Consider the following 18,426-nt stretch of genomic DNA (forward strand, 5'->3'; position numbering starts at 1 on the left):
GGTTAACGATATCTCCAAGCGTGTATGAAGAAGGTTCCATATTGATATGAAGAGTTCGAGACGTTCGTTGCTAGCTTTAAAATTGATTAGTGATGCTTTGGCAATACTTCTTTCTTGGTTGCTTGCAGGATATTTAAGATTTTTTATCATACCCGGAGGTGTTCGGGCTTCATTTACGATGTTCTTGCAGGTTTCTATCCTAGTCGTGTCCTACACGCTTTTTTTCATCAGCCGGAATGGGTTGTATATAGAGGACCTAGAGCACTCCTGGCGCAAAGAAACCAATAAACTGATGATAAGCGCGTTCGAAGGTTTTTTGTTGTTGGTAATTACGCTCTATTTTGTGTTTATACAGAAGGTCAGCCGTTTAGCTATCGGTCTGCATTTCATCCTGCTTGTGATCTTTTTAGTGACCGAAAGAACCATTATCTCTAGCTATATCATGAGCTGTTACCGCAAAGGAAAGTATAACCGAAGGATACTTTTGGTCGGGTATGGTGAAAACCTGCAAAACTATGAACGTGCGCTGCATAGCAAGAGTATTCTTGGGATTAACTTGGCTGGTCAGTTCGATGGACAAGGGATTGCAATCGGGGGGGCAAGGCAGCTAGAGGCTGAATCGCTTCGTATTGCAGTAGAGCAGACGAAGCCTGACTTGGTGGTCATTTCGTACCCGGGCAGTGAGTATGAGAAACAGCAAGCCATGGTAGCCCAGGGTTTGGACCTGCTCAACGAGAAAGTGGTCCTGATTCCCTCTCTGCCGGAGTCGTATATCGGTACGCAGATTTCTGACTTCCGTTGGATTCCCATGTTTACCTTGAATGCAGCTGATATCGGCGCGTTTCAGCGGATCGCCAAACGCTTGTTCGATATCGTGACGTGCAGTATCGGCATTACCCTGATTTCTCCGATTCTTCTATTGCTCGCTGTACTGGTGAAACTTTCATCCCCCGGTCCTGTCATTTACAAGCAAAAACGGGTGACGCGGGACGAGAAAATCTTTACCATGTACAAATTCAGGAGTATGCGCAACGATATTGCTGAAGGAACCGCTCATTGGACGGAAGAGAATGATCCGAGAGTGACGAGAATTGGAAAGTTCCTACGCAAGACCAGTCTTGACGAGCTTCCCCAATTGTTTAATGTTATCGGCGGCTCGATGAGCTTGATCGGTCCCAGACCCGAGCGCCCGGAATTGGTGGAACAGTTCAATTCTGAGATTCCCGGGTACCGGATGCGCCATCGGGTGAAGGCTGGAATTTCCGGCTGGGCCCAGGTTAATGGATGGAGAGGCAACACATCGCTTGAAAGGCGTATTGAGTTTGATCTCTTCTACATCCGAAACTGGAGCATGCTTTTTGATCTGAAGATTGTGCTGTATACGTTCTTCAGAGGTTTTGTTAATGAAAATGCATATTGATGTGGAGAATTTGATGAATAAACGGTTTCTCGTGGTGCTGTTTTTCTGTTTGCTGAGCTTGGCCGGGCTTTTTGCTTCATCCGTTGAGGTTCGAGAAGCACTTCCTCTTTTATCGGAGGCTGAATATCAGGCCCTCGATGCTGGGGAAATGGTCTATGGCCGTACCCTCGATGGGGGTAAAATCGCCCAATTCTTCGTCCAGGGTACAGAGGCTTCCAAACGTGCAGAGTTGGCACAACAGGAAGAGAGTGGATTTTCCATCGGGGCGGTCAGCTACATCCCCTATGGGCCAAAGCTGAAAGCAATGGATCCATCAGAACGTCAACTGGCAGTTTTTAATGCCATCAGGGCTATTTCCACTCAGGAAGGTCTGACCTATATTTCATGGCGCGCTGGAAACAAGGAGAAAGTTCTCATCGAGAAGTCCTCCTACATGGAAGATTCCAAGAATTTGAATAAGCTGGTAACTGATCCTGTGGCAACGGTATTTCCGTTTACAGAACAAAGCTATGTCTATCAGAGGGATTCTTCCTTTGGCGGCAACCGATATCTTCACACCTATACCAATACCGACAAGGAAATTTTTGTTGAAATCAGCAATATCAGTTCTTTGAAAGTACTTGGCTTGTTTACTGCAGTGAAGGCGGGGCAGTTGTCCATCAATATGGGAACGTACCAGTTGGATGAGGGGCTTTTGCTGGTTGCCCTTACCAGTGTACGCGATCGCAAGCCTGAAGTTTCCGTTCTGGGCCTGACAGTCGACCTTCCTTCGGCATTCAGACGTCGAATTGTTGCGCTACAGAACTGGTTCATTAGCCAACTCAATACTCTTGAAATTGAATAGGATTATAGATATGAAACGATTTCGCGGTTTCTTGGTACTAGGCTTGTTGTTCTTGACTCTTTCTTCTCTTTCAGCAGCGATGCATACGTCTGTACCCGTCGACCATAGGGTGTATCGAATACTTGAAGTAGCACAAATCAGAGGTTTGATAGACAATCAGCTGGCTGTCAAACCGTATAGAGCAAGCAAGGTTATCGCCCTGCTTGAAGAGATTGCCAGTCAACCAAGCTCTCTTCAAAGCGGGGAAGCGGAGGAGATTGCAGGGCTTCTTAGCCAGTTGAATCAAACCTATGGGACAGCTCCTTCCTATGCCGACAAACTTTTTTCCACTGGATTTCTGAGAACCTATGATGCTGATAAACAGCTTGGCGCATCTATGGGAATAACCTTGGCTTCACAGCAGACGATCAGCTTGAATCAGAAAGGTGAATATGATTCCAGAAATGGGGTGGTAGCTTTCCTGAAGGGTGATATTGGCCCTAGCATCTCCTTCAATATGGATTTCGGTATGGTTTTCGACCACCTGAACAACAGAGTGTTCCTTCCTTCTGAATTTACTATCCCCGGTGAAGGTTTCTACTTATTGATGCTTGAAGGAGGCCGAACGGCATGGTCAATTCCTTTCGACAACCTCTATACAAGCCTTACGCTTACGCCTGAGGTAACCGGCTCCTTTTTCGACGGGGCCTTGCAATTACGGTGGGGCACGCTCAAGCGTGATTGGGGTCCGGGACTGAACAATTTGATTCTCTCCTCCGATGCCCGTAGTTTTGATGCACTAGAGCTGCAATTGCTGCTGACTCCTTGGTTCCGTTTCTCGGTTATGAATGGTTCCTTGGGTAAGTTCTCACTTAATACTATTGATGGCACTCCCTTTTTCTCTGATTATTTTGGATCGAAGGAAGATAGGGTAAACTATCGTTTTGATAACAATTTCAGTGCTCATCGTGTCGAACTCGATTTCGGTAAGAACTTTACCTTCTCAATTTTTGAATCTACTGTGTGGCAGAAACGCTTTGAGTTGAGTTATCTCAATCCTGCAACTATTTATATGTTCCAGCAGAACAGCATGGGTGACATCGATGATTTGTTTGCCGGTGTCGATGCTTCATTGACGCTCCCTTCCAAGGCCCGCATCTACGGTGCGATGGCCATGAATGAAATGAACGTGGTAGGCAACCCCATCACCATGCTCAAGGCACCCAGGAATATGTTTGCCTTCCAGGCAGGTGTGGTAGTGCCTCTTCCCATAGGATCCTTCTCCTCATTGACATTCCAATGGACGTATATCGGGCCGTTTGTGTATACGCACTATCCATTGAGGAAGTTGACGGGGTATGTGGATACTAAATACGAAAACGGTAGTCCTGTAACTAATCTTACTGAGCCAATTGTCATAATTACTGATACCGGTCGTACTGTTACCTATGATGGAACCAATATTAGTCTCGCTGCTAAAGGGCCTGATGATGCAGAAACTATAAATCTTACTAGTGCAGAATGGTACAGTAATGGTACCTATACCTTGACCAAAGACGGTCGTACCATGATTGAAAAAGAAGGGGATAAGTATCTCATCTACGAAACCTATTCAGAAACCGCCTATGTGAACAAGGGTGAGAACCTTGGGTATCCGCTGCAGCCCAACTCCCAGGAGTTCCTTGTCCAGTTGGATCTTGGACTCCCCAAGGGTTGGACAACACAACTGCAGGCCAAGTATCAGGCACGCAGCGGCCAATATGGATACTCGATCGACCAGTTCATGCTCTATGCCATCGATGACCAGTATCCAGAAAAGGATTTCTGGAATCATGTATTCAACCACACCCTTTCTGTTCTGGCCTCAGCATCTAAGAAACTGGATGGAATGCCCATCTCTCTGTCTGCTTCCTACCGGTTCATTGCAGACTGGGAAAGACCGATTGATGAGAGTACCACAGCTGAACGCTTTGATGGGCTTGGCACCGTCTTTGGGGCATGGCAGAATCCTACCTTCAATCATGTCGTGCAGGTGGGTGTGAAGATTTTTTATTGAAACAAGAGGGGAGAATTGAAAGATTCTCCCTATTTTGCTTAAAACTGTAACGTAGTGGCTTGCTTCTTGGATTATGCTGTATATCACTATGTGCTCGTATTTTGGTAGGGCTTGCTCTTTTGTTGACAATGTCAATGGAAGTGATATATCTTGCCATATAGTAATAGTATGTACACAGAATGAGGATATATGGGTAATCTGAGAAAAAAGGTTGTTTTTTTCTTTCTTGTTTTCCTGGTTAGCTTTGGTGGAGTTGTTTTTGCCAGTGAGCCATTGATTACAACCGATCAAGTGACTGGATACGGAATTGCCGGCTATGAGTTCTCCGTTAAGGGAAAGACCACCAAATATGCCCTTCGTAACGCCATCGTCCCTTCTGATGGTGATGTTTTATATACGTCTGAATCCGCTTTTATTGCAGCCCTCGATGCCAAACGACAGACCCTGGTAAACAAGCAATTGTTTCTCAACGTAAGCTATGACTATCGTGTGGCATCCTTCAATGATGGGGTGGCGTACTATACGGTCACCTACTATGTGGAAGATTCAAAGACGCTGATTGTGCTTCCTTACCCGAAATTCGACAATGACGATACTGGGTTCCTATTCGGTGCGAAAGCAAAGGATACCAACTTGCTTGGTACCCTCGGAGAGCTCAACTTTACCGGGTATATTTCCCAAAATGATGGGACGCTGGAGAGTTGGGATAATCGGGAAGACCATGTTGAACTCGACATCTCCAAATTCACGTTCCTTGACACTTCCATCAGCCTCAATTTCGTCTATGAGCGGCAGAAACGCGACAAGCCCATGGGAACCTATGACTTCGACCTTGACTGGACGGGTATCAATCTGATGGGAACAAGACTGAACTTCTATACCGAAGGTGTTTTTGACCCTACAGCCTCAGCCCAAACCTTTAATTATGATGTCAGTTGGATAGGTTTGAACCTCTTCGGGACACATGTCAATCTGGCTACCTGGGCTGACCTCAAACCTGCAACTGACTTCTCCGTACTCGATCCAACGCTCTATGGATTTTCCTTCAGTTACGGTCCCTTCAATCAGAACGAAGGCCTCTATACCCTCAGCTCATTGGTGCAATGGGAAAATAACATCACCAATTTCACTACAGAAACCACTCTTTCCCAGCACGACCTGAAGCTCTTCACCCGGCCTCTCTCGTTCGACATACGAGTCGAAACGAATCAGGCATTAGCATCGGAATATGTAGACAACGTATTGCTTAGTTCCACGGTAGGAACGAGTTTTCCCCTGCCGTTTGGCTTGACCTGGGGGACATCGTTCACAGGAGCTCTAAACTTTATTTATAGCCAGAATCCCCTCCAGCACTATTTCGAATATGTGAACACGCTCAGCAATGGCGGACGCATCAACTACCTCTCCAATCTGCATAAGTTCAGAAGAGGTCTGATTTTCTCCTTCAAGCATGTCTATCGTGAGTATCCCCAAGCAGAATATGAACATAAAACCTATTGGTATATGGAAAGTAGTGCCACTTGGTTTCCGTTTATTGTATGGCGGTTCAACCCATCCATCCGGTTGACTGGTTTCTATGGAGAAAACGTACAGTATAAATTCCTTCCCTCCAATGAAGACCTGAATGTAGCCGACTACTTCAGGGGCTACCTGTCACGCTCACCCAAAATTGTTGAAGTAAATGAAGCCCTTTCCTACGGCGGTGTCATCAACTTAAATATGACCGTGGACTTCATAGATTTCGGATTTGCAAAATCGTATGCCAATCCCTTCCTTGATATCGGAGTTTTCAGCAATCCTTCAGAACCGGATGGTCGTACCATTCTGGCAAGTGCCGGTGTGGAAGGGTGGGGTGTGCTTAGACGCTTCCCCAGCCATCCTATGCGTGTAGCCTTGGGATTGAACCTCTTTGATGTCTATGAAGCAATGCAGGGCCGTATGGAGCCGTTACAGGTCGAGTGGGAACTGTCAGTCAGCTTCGAGCTCTATTTCTAGTGGCCCTAGTTCAGGGTGAGGCCGAACTTACCTAGCATGACTTCTTTTGCATCAAAGAGAATCTGCTTGGCAAACGCATCGCTGTCAAAGATGAGCGGCAGCTTGTCGAAAGCTAGTTGCATTGCTTGTTGTTGCTCGTTGCTTTCGCTGTATGCCTGGAGGATATCAACCTGTTTTTCCACATTGTTCTCCACCCAACCCACTTTTCTGCGCTCAAAAAAGATACTGGTCGGCCAGGCTGCGTACAGCAAGCTGGAAATTAGAAAGGGGCGTTGCAGGGATAACGATTCCATCAACGCATTTGCTCCTGCTTTTCCCGCCTGTACATCGCACGCACACATATAGTCTTGGATGTTCTTCACGAAGCCCGGCGTATGCAGGGGAAAGTCGGGATGCTTTTCCTTAAAGACAGTATAATGCAGCTTGGTGCTGGCACTGAGTTCGCCCACCGTGATGACCTGCCAGTTTAAATTGCGTTTCACCACTTCATCCAGGAAATCGGTAGTTCCGATACCTTCCCCACCCAGATTAAGCAGAACGGTGAAGCATTCCTTCAGCCCGAGTTTCCTGCGTGCTTCTGTTCTGCCAAGGGGCTTGGTGAGCATGAATTCAGTTTTCAGGGGGAATGGACAAATCCTGATGGTATGTTCCGGTTGGCCTGCTCGGATGGCAAGCTCCTTACCGATCTCAGTGCAGATATAGAGCCGGTCGAGATCCTTGTTGATGCCCAGATTCGGGGTAAAGACTACATCGGCTGCATACTCAAATACAGGAACCGGTATATGCAGATAGTCAACGAGCGGTTGGATGATGGAAGCAGCAAGAAAGTGGGGAACAACCAGTACATCAGGCTTGGTCTGTTCATACCAGGCCTGGAAATCGTTGACGGCATGGGAGTGGGTGGCTACATAGCGCACACGCTTGGCATTTGCCACTGAATCGTTTCGTGCATTGACCTTTGCTTCCATTTTCGGGAAATGCAGTTGAAGACGCCAATTGTACTTGCTGATCCAATTTATCATAGGCGCGCCGACAGTGGCGAACAGATTCTCAATTATCGTTGTATGGCCAAGGCGAATGAAGGCATCAGAAAGTGCCCTTGCCGGTGTAATATGCCCTTTCCCAGCATCGACGTACAATAGTGCTATATGCATACACCAAGAATAGGAGAAAACGGTTCAATCTGCAAGGGCTTTTACCTCGTTGATGAGGAGGTTGACAAACAGATCGCTGTCAAATTGCAACGGAAGTGATGCAAGGTGCTCCTGCATCTGGTTTTGGGCTACAGAACTCTCTGCAAAAGTTTTTATGGTAAGCATTTGTTTTTTAGGGCTTCGGATCACCCAGCCAACCTGGTATGCATCGAAAAACGATTTGGTGTCGCGAGCTGCATGCAGAAGCTCGTTGATCATAAACGGCCTTTGCAGCGAGAGGGATTCCATCAAGGCATTCGCTCCAGCCTTGCCGGCTTGGATATCACATGCCAGCATGTACAGTCCGATATTGGAGACAAAACCGGGGGTGTGTACACGCATCCGGGGCAGTTGCTTTGCAAGGGTTTGAAAACGGTTTTTGGTCGCTTCCGACAGATTTCCCACTACTACTACCTGCCAGGCCAGCTTGTTCTTTATCAGCTGTTTCAGCAAGGAAGCTGAACCGATTCCCTCCCCTCCAAGATTGAGTAAGAGGGTGAAACGGTCCTCAAGGCCGAGTTTTTCCCGTGCTTGGGTGCGTGTAAGTTTTTCCATGGCCTGGATGGAAGTCTGCAACGGGAAGGGGCAAAGGCGAACCTGCTCACTTGAGTACCCTTGGGCGAGGAGATTTTTCACTCCTAAGCTTGTCGGGATGAACATGCGGTCTATTTTTTGATGAAAGCCTGCCTTGGGGTTGTTGAATACATCGGCAACATAGATAAAAATTGGAACCTGCAAATTGGACTGCTTTGCAATCGCTGCAATGATGGATCCCCCCAGAAAATTGGTACAAAGGATGAAGTCCGGCTTGGTTTGCTCATACCAGAGCAAAAAATCACGTTTGGTGTGTAGCCGCACCGCGAAAAAGCGAATCAGGGATGCTATGAAATGGGTATCCATCCAGCGGTGATACATGCGCTCCAAACGTGGATGCTGGAGCATAAAACGCCACTCATGTTTGCAAAACCACTGCCAAAACGGGGCTTTAAGAACAGAAAACATGTCCAATAGGTATGTTTCATGCCCTGCACGCTCCATTGCGTCAGAAACAGCTTTGGCGGGGACATAATGGCCTTTCCCCGCATGTACATAGAGCATGGTGCCAAGCATGCATCTATCATACCCAATAAAGAAGCCATCAACAAGGGTTTTTACCTTTCTTGCATCCTGCACAAAGTCACAGTATAGTGCAACAAGGAGCTAATCGTTGTGAAGATACTCATCACTACCGATTTCTATTTGCCCTATACGACGGGAGTGACCACGGTTGTGGTGAATGAAATGGCCACTCTTCCCCTCCAAGGACATGAAGTGCGACTCTTAACCATCGGCGACAGGCAAAAGTCCTATTACCAAGATGGGGTGTATCACATGCAAGCGAGTCGTCTCAAACCGTTTGGTGATTCCTACATGACCTTCTCCTACAAGGATCCATTGCTTGAAGAAATTCTTGCTTGGAAACCCGATCTGGTCCACTCCAACAATGAGTTCTTTTCCATGGGATATGCCAAACGGATAGCAAAAGCTTTGCACATACCCTTGCTGCATACCTGCCACACTGATTTTACCCGATATGATGCAGAGCAACGTATTCGCCATACCCTGTGGGATACTGCGATGGCCCTGATCATAAAGCAGAGAGTGAAGCATTGTGACTTGCTTATCAGTCCTTCCTCAGCACATAAAGCCATGCTTGAACGCTACCGGATACTAAAGCCTATCGAGGTGCTGCCCAGCGGAATCGACCTACAGCGGTTTGGTTTGAGAATTGACGATGAACTGCGTTCAAGGATGCGTTCGGATTTGCTCTTCAAGAAGGAGCATATTGTTTTAGTTTCCGTTTGCCGACTAGCCCCTGAGAAACGGGTTAATCGCACCATCGATGCCTTTTTCCTCCTCTCATTATTGGAAGATTCTGCTCGTCTTCTCATCGTAGGAGGAGGGCCGAAACTTGAGAGTCTACAACAGCAGGTCAAAGATTTCGGATTGGAAGGTCGTGTTGTATTCACCGGTTCGGTTCCCTGTGAATCGGTACATCGCTATTATCAGGCTTCTGATCTGTTTGTCTCCTCCTCGATCAGGGAATCACAGGGTTTGGGATTTGTAGAGGCGATGGCCTCAGGCCTCCCTGTGCTGCTCTGTGAGGATGGGTCACTCGGCTTCTCTATTGAGGATTCGGGTTGTGGATTTCTCTACCAAGACGAAAAACGTTTTGTATCCATTCTCACGACTCTCATCAATAATCCTTCTCGCATCAAGGAAATGGGAGAAAGAGCAAAAGAAGCGAGCGAACGATTCAATCTACAACAATGGGCCTTTTTACTTTCTTCGATCTGTAGCCGTCTGCAAACCGAATCTGCGTTGAATCCTGGTAACCAATCGAATGACCGAAGGCATAATCAACAGAGTAGACAGCATGCAATTCAATAATGCAATGCTCATGAGGCTGCCGAAATAGCGAACCGGTGTGTAGGATGCAAACAGGAACATCATCATGCCACCGACGATAGAGAGCGTGGTCAGGATGATGGGTCTGCCGGTCTCCCGAATGGTCTCCGAAAGCAGTGATTCTACAGATCGGTTGTCTATGCCAAGCTTATTCCGATACCTGATCAAGAAATGGATTGCATCATCGATGCCCGCCCCGACAGCAATGGCTGCAAAACTGACGGTGATCATATCGAAGGGTATTTGGAAGAAATACATGAAAATATAGTTCGCCATGACTCCGCTGATAATGGGGATCAACGCATACAGGGCGAAAGAAAGAGATTTGAATGCAAAAAGCACCACCAAGAAAACTAGAAGGTAGCTTGCGTAGGTGCTTTTTGACTGGTCCGAAAGCAGGGTATTGGAAAAATGCAAGCTTCTATGCGGTTCTCCTCCCAGCGTCACAATCGTACCGTTGGGCAGCAAGGGCAGATACGAGAGTACCGTATCCTCAATGCGTTTGGCACTGCCGATGGTTCCGAGCGCCTGCTCTTTTGCGTCATAATTCTGCAAAATTATTGTAAGTTTGGTCCCTTCCGGATTCATGATGGCACCCATCTCTTCCTGACCCTGGCGACTCATAAGAATGACCATGCGGCTGAGCAGATTGAGCAGGCCATCCGATTCGGGAATACCTGCCTCCTGGCTGTAGACCGAGTTCGCAAAGGCCACATAGGAAGCAAAGGAAAGGATATGCCGGACATCGTCACTCGATTGTAGTATTGCTTGCTCGAAAGCATACACATCTTGCAGATTCTCACTCTTCAAGAAGAACTGACTCTCCCCCTGTGGAGCTTCCACTGTGATGAGATAGGGGGTGTCCCCACCCATTTTTTGAGCGAAATTTCTGCTCGTTATGCCTAAGGGATCCTTTTTGGGGAGATAGGACATGTAGTTTGTGTTTACCGGGATATGGTCTCGAGTGAGGGCGTACCCACCGATAATAAGAATGAACAGCACAATGAAAAGCGGCCAGGCACGTTTTACCACACGATCGATGGAAATGACCAACAGCGCAAGATATCCTTTTTTGTAGGTTGTAATTTGCTCTTGTTTGGGAGGAACCACCAAGTTCAGCATGGCTGGAAGGTACGTCGATGCCAGAACGGCACAATAGCTGACCCCGATTCCGACTGCGATGCCAAATTCTCTCAACGCTGGTGTTTTTGAAAAGAGCAGGCTCATAAAGCCTATGACGGTGGTCATGCAGGCGAAAACAATGGTACGCAGGATTTTCTGCGTGGACTGAACCGGGTTCATGCCTTTTGCATAATCAGAATAATACTCTCCGATGACATGGATCGCATACGAGGACCCTAGGTTGAGCACCATGCAAGGAGTGACAATATTTACGATGGTCAGCGAGTAGCCAAGCAAACGCATCGTTCCAAATGTCCAAATGATGCCGATAACTGACATGGAGAAGGGAAGGAGGACACTTCGCTTGGCTTTGAAACTGAGATAATAAATGGTCAGGATGGCAATGAAACAGAGGGTAAGCAGAATGCTCAAGTCTCTGCCAAGGTAGTGCATCAAACGATTGGTAATAATCGCACCGCCATTGATGGAGACTTTGATGTCGGCTTCCCTCAGCTCATCGAGAATTGCAGAGAGTTCATTCTCCATCTGATGGGTCAGTGCAAAGGATTCAAAGCTGAACAATATGCTTGTCAAATCTTCGCTGACCAAATAGTTCTTCACCAACGGATCATTCTCAATACGCTTGAGCAAAAGCTCGGCTTGTTCGTCAGTCCATGCTTGTTGGCCTGAATTGGTTGCAAAGGGGACACTGACAAGGCGGCTGCCTCGCTTTTCAAAGGTTACGAAGTCAAGCACGGAAAAGCTCTGACCCACATACCCGGTAGCACTGAGTTTTTGCATGACGGAGGAAATGCGATTCAACGTATCTGCCTCATAGAGGACCGGGCTTTCCAGCATCACCAGATAGGAAGTGCTGTATGCAAGGTTTTCTTCAGGTGCGATGGTTTCTTGCTTGTTGCTGGCTACGAGATAGTCCCCCAAGGATGAGCTGTCAAGCACCATTGTTTCAGGGATTGCCTCTCTATACTCTTGCTGATCGGCTTGCTGCTGAGGTTTGTACTCCCCCGTGCCTCCTGTGTAGGTTACCCCTTTCCCTGTTTCGTTCATGAGGGAGTTGTAATCTGCATCAAGGTGCAGAAAAGATGCGTGGTATAGGAAAAATGCCGTTATCAGGAGAACCACAGCCAAAGTCAATTTGCTGTGCTTTCCGGCGAAGACAAGTAGGCTATGTTTCATGATACTCCCAAATCTTATAGTGGGAAAAAGTATACCATAGAGTTGGCATAAGAAAAACCCACTTGATTGCCAAGTGGGTTATGATTTTAGTCGTTATACCGACGTCTGGAGCTGGGTCCTTTCTTGCTGAACGAACCTTTCTTGGTCTTGGAAGTACTATACTTCCCGTGGACCCGTGCTGGTCTATCGTCCAAGGCTGCAGGTCTGCTTTCGTAACGTTCTTCACCGTACGAATCCCTTCCATACGGCTGGTAGTCGTCACGGTCACTTCTTCTGGCTGGACGGTCAGAGTAGGATGGACGTCTATCATCACGGGTTCTACCCGAAAGATTCTTCCCGTTCGGATTGTCCGGTTTTGCCCGGCTGATCATGGGCTTGCCTTCCGGTCCTTGCTCGCCGAACGTCTTGAGAATGCGCTCTGCAACCTGCAAGGGAGCACTGACGAAGGAGAACTCCTCACGAACTGAAACATCTTGGATGTCCCGGTCCTCAGCCCCTACCTGTTCGATGAGATAATCGACGAGCAGACGCTTATCCAGTCCGTCCTTACGACCACGGGCAATGAACAAACGGGTAAATCCGCTCTCTTCCTCGCGTACGGGTCTGTCGCCCCTGCGATCATCCCTGCCGCCAGTGATGTGCTGATACTTGGAAACATCGAGCTCATCCTTGTAGAAGTGATCTAAAAGGGCTGCTACTACGATTTCAGGCTTCTTGCCGTCCAACAGCTGTTCAGCAATGGGAAGGAAGTGACTGGTTTCTGCATCATCATCAGAGATGGCCATGAGCCGACTGAGGATGCGTGCGCGCTTGATCCTGATAATCTCACTCGCCTCAGGCACGGATTCGCGTCTGATATTGGTTTTGGAGACATTCTTGATGAAGGAGAACCGCTTAAATTCGCGGGGAGCCACAAAGGTAATGGCAATACCGGTCTTACCTGCGCGCCCGGTTCTTCCTACACGGTGGATATAGGCATCGGGATCTTCAGGAAGTGAGAAGTTGATAACGTGGGTGAGATCGGAAATATCGATACCACGTGCCGCAACGTCGGTTGCAACAATGATGCTGATGCTTCTTTCTCTCATTTTGTGGAGAATGAGCTCTCTTTGCTTTTGGGAAAGATCGCCGTGCAAAGGTTCTGCATCGTACCCGCGGTCCATGAGCTTTCGGCCCACTTCGTCACACTGAACCTTGGTTCGGCAGAAAATTATTCCATAGAAATTCTCTTCCATATCAATGATACGGGTGAGAGCTTCCAACTTGTCCGACTCCTTCACCTCAACATAAATTTGGTCGGTGAGGTTGCTGGTCATGGTATCCTGTTGGATTTTTACCACCTGGGCGTTATGCATGAAACGCTCAGCCAACCGCTGGATAGGCTGGGGCATGGTTGCAGAGAAGCAGAGCATACGTTTCTCTGCAGGGGTCTGCTTCAGTACTTCCTCGATATCCTCGATGAATCCCATGTCGAGCATTTCGTCAGCCTCGTCGAGTACCACGAATTTTAGGTGCTCAAGGTGTAACGAACCTCGTCTGAGGTGGTCCAGGATACGTCCGGGTGTACCAACTACAACATGCACACCTCTTCTGAGTTTGCGAAGCTGTAGTTCCATGGAGGCGCCACCATATACAGCGGCAATCTCCAGTCTTCGATCTCCCTTGAGGGAGTTGATCTCTTCTGCGTTTTGTACGGCAAGCTCGCGGGTAGGTGCGAGAATGAGTGCTTGGACCTGGTAGAGGGATGGGTCTACGATTTCGAGAATGGGAAGCCCGAAAGCAGCGGTTTTACCGGTTCCGGTTTGTGCCTGGCCAATTACGTCAACCTGATCCTTGAGGAGCAAAGGTATGCATGCGCTCTGAATTTTGGTAGGTTCTTCGAAACCTTTCGCTTTAATGGCGGCAATGGTTTGTGCGGACAGCCCTAGGTCCGCAAAGCTTGTTAACTCTGACATGGAACTCCTGATACATATGTGATTGGATTATCGGTTGTGAACCGAGATATACATAATAAGCTAGTGCAGTCTATACAAATGCGCAACTTGTTGCAAGACAGAAACATCCTAAATAGAGAAATTTGCCTACCAACGATTATAGACCCGTTCTGCAAAGCCCAAGAGCCTGTTTAGTTGCAGCATTGTGCCATCGTCAAGCATGCAGGTTCCACTGAAATACCCGAATACCTGGTGCTGGTCACTTTGTATTACCAGAAAATTCGTCTTTGAGCAACGATCGACACAGGGTTCGAATTCAAGGTTGAGCCGTCCCTCCTTATCCTGCATGGTCCATGGTGCAAGATAGTTGTTCTGATCGAAGACAAAATCTACCTCGCCAAGCTTATGTATGGCATGGTTGTAAAGTATGGCATTCTCACTGGCAGGGGAGCGGTCGGAAAAACCATAGCCGAGATTCAGGCCGAACGGTACATTTTCCAGCAATGCCGATACACTTGCCCAATACCAGGTGTTTTGGTAGGTCCACCTCCCTCTGCCCCAGTCAAGAACCCCCCAAGCTTCACCTAAGAGTAGTTGCTCTGTTTCCATACCTCTTCTGACATTGCCTGTTGCGCTGAGACAATTGATTTTCTCATTGAGATAGAAGGCTTTGCGTTGTTCCTTCCAACTGGTTGCGATATTCAGACTGTCAGCTGAGTCTGCTTGGGTGAGGGTGATGTCGAAATCCAACCCCACTGTGCCATCGGGCAGCACCAACGTAGGGCAAGCTACCATGATATGACGATCGAAGCCCCGTTTGATGAATGCCAGACGAAGTTTTTTATTCGCCCAGGAGACTTGGCTGTCCTGTGTCGAAGACGGGGCAAGCCCGATAGAGCCGCGGGGGAAAAACGTCAGTGCATCGGTCTGGCTGACCTTCTTGGCATTGAAGTCGATATAGCTGAGCGCAAAGAGCGCTGCATAGCCCAAGTCGCTGATGGTCGCTGTAACAGCATACCCTTTCTGTTGGTTGATTATGGCATAGTAGTCCCACTCCTTGATGGAGAGAGAGCCGCCTTTGACTTTGCTGCGTTCATACCGCCAGAAGGGGTGGCGGGCCCAGCCTTCTTGGATAATATGCCCTTTCCGGTCAAGCAAATCTTGGCCGTGGATGATTTGTTGCTGCATTCTTACACCCCCTTTCTGTGTATTCTACAACCCCCAGGTATCAACCGTATAGGTGACGACCTCATACGGACGGCCATCGGAGAACAGGGTGACGCTTTTGATCCCCTTGCTATGATACTTTGAACCGTAGGATCCGTAGCTTGCACTTCTTCCATAATTCAGGTCGATACCTTCCCAAGTTCCCGAAAAATCGTTGAGATGGTCGTGACCGCTGAAGATAGCAACGGTATTTCCAATTTCGTGCATTGCCTCAAACAATCCGGAGTTTTCAAGCGGTACATTGACTTTTCTGTCAAGCTGTACGCCAAGAGCTGTACCGCTTTCCCATAAAAGCTTGAATTCAGGGACAGGAATATGCATAAAAGCGTAGAGTGGAATATTGGTAAGGCCATCCTCCACCCAACGATACCAAGCTATCTGGGAGGGATATAGGTAATCGGGAGCTATAACACCCCCCTCATAGACCCTGCTGTCTTGGGAGTCCAACAGAATTATCGCCTGTACCACCTGCCCATCCTTGGTAAGGACTATCGGATAATTGCTATTGCCCGCCACCCAATCTTCCCCTTGAGAGAAGAGGGCTGTTGGATAGCCGTCCAGAAGGTTTGCAAGTGTCGGTTTATCGTGCGTGTGCTGCCCGTCATGGTTGCCGAAACTCAAGGCCCAAACGCGGTTGTGCTCTTGCATGAAGTCGGCAAATTCAGTGAGCATTTTCAGGCTGTCGAAACTATACAGGAGATCTCCGCTGATGACCGTCAAGTCAGGGTTGGTCTCATCGAAGGCTTTTTCCAGCATTGCATAGATTTTATCGCGGCCGGAGAAGGGGCCCCTTCGAAGGTGGAAGTCGGTACCCCAAAGGATGGTAAACGAATCGTTGGTGTAGGGAAGTGAAAAGGCTTTCTGTTCAAAGATTGCCGTTTCAAGGTTGAAAGCTTCCTCGGCAAGAGAAAAAAGCTCGGTATGTCGATCAAATTCTTGGTAGATTCTGGTATTGTTCAGGCCCATGATAACCAGATAGGTAGCAATCCCTAGTGCGATGAGCAGGATGGCCAATGAGAGTACTACTGTTTTAAGAACCCAAGAGGCTGATCGTTTCATATAGTCTGTAGCCTAGCACGTATCAGGGTTCGTTTCCATATGAAAAAGCTGGCACGAATGCCAGCTTTCTCAAGGAGGAAGAAGAAATACCTATTTGGTTTGTCCAAGCACCACGGTAAGGAAGGTGGTCAGGAAGTTGTCCTCGAAGGCATCGGAAGTATACAAGGCTTGGGAGAAGTCCTGTTGGTTCTGGCTTCCGCTGTAGTAGTCATAGAACATTGAAAGATAACTGGACATACCTTCATCCAAGGTATCCTCTCCGACTTCAAGCAACAGGTAAGCGGCTCCCACCTTGATGGGATCGAGCAGGGTGTTTGCCTGTGCAGTATACATCTGCTTGGCAACATCGCCGGTTGCGGCGCTGCTGAGAATGCCAGCTGTATCGGTATAGGAGAAATCACTCATGTAGCTGCTCTTTCCGACGTTGTATGGGGTGGCTCCTACTGCAACGACTTCCAAATTGTTCTTGAGAGCTACCTCGTCGAGGCCTTCGGCTTTTGCAGTCTCGGCCCAGCTCTTCGCAAGATCGGAGAGATAGGAATCGATCAAAGCAGAATCGTTGACAGCCAGATAGGCCTTTACGGAAGCAAGGGTTGTCTCATCTGCATAGTCGCTCTCAACAGCAGCACTGTTGACTTTGTACAAGGTGAATGAGCCATTTGCTTCGAAGGGGCCGATGACATCGCCATCCTTGGCACTCAAGAGGGAAAGAGCTTCGTCGGCATTCTTGAAATTGGAAACAATACCGTAGTAGTAAAGCTGTCCAACCTTGCCTTCCTGTGCAGCATAGCTGTCCAGGCTGTTTGCAACAGCAGCTGCCTCGAAGGTGGTCTGCCCGCTGGTGATGGATTCGTATACGGTCTTGGCCTGTTCAGCAGTCTCAACAGAAATAATGCTCAGGTCCATGGTATAGAAGAGTTGCTTGTTCTGTAGCGCATACTGGGAAGCAAGCTCGTTCGGGTACTGGTTCTGGTCAACGGAAAGATAGCGGAATGTTCTGCCCTTGCTGGCCATGGTGGCAATGTATTCTGCCTCGGCACTGGAAGAGAGAACCGTCCCGACATCATCGACCACAATCTGATAGGGAAGCGAGCGGCGGATTGACTTCTCAACGTTAGCCTTTGATTCTGCACTCGCTTTCTGGTAGGTCTCAACGTCGAACTTGCCATCCTTGTTATAGGCACCGCTGTTGATGATGGCACGGTTTACTACATCATCGGCGGCAATAATGCCAGCCTTGGTGGCAAGCTCATTGATGGCGGTGAAAATCACAGTACTGTCATACGCACTCTTCCAGATTTGGTACAGGGCCTGGGTCTGGTCGGTACCGCTGGACTTGTACTGGTTGGCATAGTTCTGGACTTGGTCATAGAAGTAATTGCCGTAGACATACTTTATTTCTTGCTTGCCATACTTGCCGAAGACGATTCCATTACTCGTCCTCTTGCCTACGAAGGCTTCGATTGCGGGAGCCAATACAAAGGAGACAGCGATGAGGATTAGGATAAGCATTCCTAAAACCCAGCCAATGGTGATTTTGCGTTTCGGCTTGAGAACAACTTCTTTTTTGCCCTCTACCGCTACCGCATCCTTTTTTGCTTTTCCGATTGTGAGCTCTTTTGCCTCATCCTCGGGTTTCTTTCCATTTGTGTTGTCGTTTGCAGACATGATAAACCTCTTTCTCCCGTGCATTTTCCGCATGTGCGGACAGTCCTATGAAAAATAGCATTTCACCTAGCTACTGTCAATGAATAGCTGTAGAAAAGCACAAACAGCCAATTTTATTCGTATTGACATTCAAAGGACCAATAGGTATATTGAACCTCGGCTGTGAAGCTGACGGGTAGTAGCGCAGGGGCTAGCGCACTTGGTTCGGGACCAAGGGGTCGGAGGTTCAAATCCTCTCTGCCCGAGTAAGCAGTACATGATAACTCCTTATTTCGTAACAGAAA

The 18,426-nt window shown here is 48.0% G+C and carries 12 protein-coding genes and 1 tRNA gene; 6 read left to right on the forward strand and 7 right to left on the reverse strand.

Going from position 1 to position 18,426, the window contains the following annotated elements; all coding sequences use genetic code 11:
- Positions 1-46 precede the first annotated feature (46 nt).
- The 4 genes from SPIBUDDY_RS04600 to SPIBUDDY_RS04615 all read left to right on the forward strand — a co-directional run bounded on the left by SPIBUDDY_RS04600 (position 47) and on the right by SPIBUDDY_RS04615 (position 6,294).
- Positions 47-1,420: an undecaprenyl-phosphate glucose phosphotransferase gene (locus SPIBUDDY_RS04600; RefSeq protein WP_013606592.1), complete on the forward strand. Its 1,374-nt coding sequence runs from the start codon at positions 47-49 to the stop codon at positions 1,418-1,420.
- 13 nt (positions 1,421-1,433) lie between these two features.
- Entirely contained in the window at positions 1,434-2,264 is an 831-nt protein-coding gene (locus SPIBUDDY_RS04605; protein WP_155816055.1) for a DUF6675 family protein, read from the forward strand.
- Positions 2,265-2,274: 10 nt separating this feature from the next.
- Entirely contained in the window at positions 2,275-4,299 is a 2,025-nt protein-coding gene (locus SPIBUDDY_RS04610; RefSeq protein ID WP_013606594.1) for a hypothetical protein, read from the forward strand.
- Positions 4,300-4,488: 189 nt separating this feature from the next.
- The gene (locus tag SPIBUDDY_RS04615; RefSeq protein WP_013606595.1) at positions 4,489-6,294 is read left to right on the forward strand and encodes a hypothetical protein; all 1,806 of its coding nucleotides are present in this window, start codon (positions 4,489-4,491) and stop codon (positions 6,292-6,294) included.
- A gap of 5 nt (positions 6,295-6,299) precedes the next feature.
- Here the strand turns inward: SPIBUDDY_RS04615 and SPIBUDDY_RS04620 are convergent, their stop codons facing one another.
- Both SPIBUDDY_RS04620 and SPIBUDDY_RS04625 read right to left on the reverse strand, forming a co-directional pair.
- Positions 6,300-7,448: a glycosyltransferase family protein gene (locus SPIBUDDY_RS04620; protein WP_013606596.1), complete on the reverse strand. Its 1,149-nt coding sequence runs from the start codon at positions 7,446-7,448 to the stop codon at positions 6,300-6,302.
- A 24-nt stretch (positions 7,449-7,472) separates the two neighbouring features.
- A complete protein-coding gene (locus SPIBUDDY_RS04625; RefSeq protein WP_245523811.1) occupies positions 7,473-8,660 on the reverse strand; it encodes an MGDG synthase family glycosyltransferase in 1,188 nt (395 codons plus the stop codon).
- A 36-nt stretch (positions 8,661-8,696) separates the two neighbouring features.
- On the opposite strand from SPIBUDDY_RS04625, the gene SPIBUDDY_RS04630 reads away from it, so the two are divergent.
- Positions 8,697-9,917: a glycosyltransferase gene (locus SPIBUDDY_RS04630; protein WP_013606598.1), complete on the forward strand. Its 1,221-nt coding sequence runs from the start codon at positions 8,697-8,699 to the stop codon at positions 9,915-9,917.
- Here SPIBUDDY_RS04630 and SPIBUDDY_RS04635 read toward each other — a convergent pair.
- The 5 genes from SPIBUDDY_RS04635 to SPIBUDDY_RS04655 all read right to left on the reverse strand — a co-directional run bounded on the left by SPIBUDDY_RS04635 (position 9,807) and on the right by SPIBUDDY_RS04655 (position 18,142).
- Positions 9,807-12,254, reverse strand: coding sequence for an efflux RND transporter permease subunit (locus SPIBUDDY_RS04635; protein WP_013606599.1), 2,448 nt, complete (start codon positions 12,252-12,254; stop codon positions 9,807-9,809). The genes SPIBUDDY_RS04630 and SPIBUDDY_RS04635 overlap by 111 nt on opposite strands.
- 86 nt (positions 12,255-12,340) lie before the next feature.
- Complete coding sequence (locus tag SPIBUDDY_RS04640) at positions 12,341-14,209, reverse strand: DEAD/DEAH box helicase (RefSeq protein WP_013606600.1); 1,869 nt, start codon at positions 14,207-14,209, stop codon at positions 12,341-12,343.
- A 126-nt stretch (positions 14,210-14,335) separates the two neighbouring features.
- A complete protein-coding gene (locus SPIBUDDY_RS04645) occupies positions 14,336-15,376 on the reverse strand; it encodes a DUF2804 domain-containing protein (protein WP_013606601.1) in 1,041 nt (346 codons plus the stop codon).
- A gap of 24 nt (positions 15,377-15,400) precedes the next feature.
- Entirely contained in the window at positions 15,401-16,474 is a 1,074-nt protein-coding gene (locus SPIBUDDY_RS04650) for a metallophosphoesterase (protein ID WP_013606602.1), read from the reverse strand.
- A 90-nt stretch (positions 16,475-16,564) separates the two neighbouring features.
- Positions 16,565-18,142: a SurA N-terminal domain-containing protein gene (locus SPIBUDDY_RS04655; protein WP_245523812.1), complete on the reverse strand. Its 1,578-nt coding sequence runs from the start codon at positions 18,140-18,142 to the stop codon at positions 16,565-16,567.
- 172 nt (positions 18,143-18,314) lie between these two features.
- Here SPIBUDDY_RS04655 and SPIBUDDY_RS04660 point away from each other — a divergent pair.
- Positions 18,315-18,387 (forward strand) — tRNA-Pro (locus SPIBUDDY_RS04660).
- Positions 18,388-18,426 lie beyond the last annotated feature (39 nt).

Origin of the sequence: Sphaerochaeta globosa str. Buddy (genome assembly GCF_000190435.1) — a bacterium.
In the GTDB taxonomy this organism is placed as follows: Bacteria; Spirochaetota; Spirochaetia; order Sphaerochaetales; family Sphaerochaetaceae; genus Sphaerochaeta; species Sphaerochaeta globosa.

What these genes read in the sequence shown, in the direction of transcription:
- SPIBUDDY_RS04600 (WP_013606592.1), top strand. Translation starts at nt 47, where the DNA reads ATGAAGAGTTCGAGACGTTCGTTGCTAGCTTTAAAATTGATTAGTGAT.
- SPIBUDDY_RS04605 (WP_155816055.1), top strand. Translation starts at nt 1,434, where the DNA reads ATGAATAAACGGTTTCTCGTGGTGCTGTTTTTCTGTTTGCTGAGCTTG.
- SPIBUDDY_RS04610 (WP_013606594.1), top strand. Translation starts at nt 2,275, where the DNA reads ATGAAACGATTTCGCGGTTTCTTGGTACTAGGCTTGTTGTTCTTGACT.
- SPIBUDDY_RS04615 (WP_013606595.1), top strand. Translation starts at nt 4,489, where the DNA reads ATGGGTAATCTGAGAAAAAAGGTTGTTTTTTTCTTTCTTGTTTTCCTG.
- SPIBUDDY_RS04620 (WP_013606596.1), bottom strand. Translation starts at nt 7,448, where the DNA reads ATGCATATAGCACTATTGTACGTCGATGCTGGGAAAGGGCATATTACA.
- SPIBUDDY_RS04635 (WP_013606599.1), bottom strand. Translation starts at nt 12,254, where the DNA reads ATGAAACATAGCCTACTTGTCTTCGCCGGAAAGCACAGCAAATTGACT.
- SPIBUDDY_RS04640 (WP_013606600.1), bottom strand. Translation starts at nt 14,209, where the DNA reads ATGTCAGAGTTAACAAGCTTTGCGGACCTAGGGCTGTCCGCACAAACC.
- SPIBUDDY_RS04645 (WP_013606601.1), bottom strand. Translation starts at nt 15,376, where the DNA reads ATGCAGCAACAAATCATCCACGGCCAAGATTTGCTTGACCGGAAAGGG.
- SPIBUDDY_RS04650 (WP_013606602.1), bottom strand. Translation starts at nt 16,474, where the DNA reads ATGAAACGATCAGCCTCTTGGGTTCTTAAAACAGTAGTACTCTCATTG.
- SPIBUDDY_RS04655 (WP_245523812.1), bottom strand. Translation starts at nt 18,142, where the DNA reads ATGTCTGCAAACGACAACACAAATGGAAAGAAACCCGAGGATGAGGCA.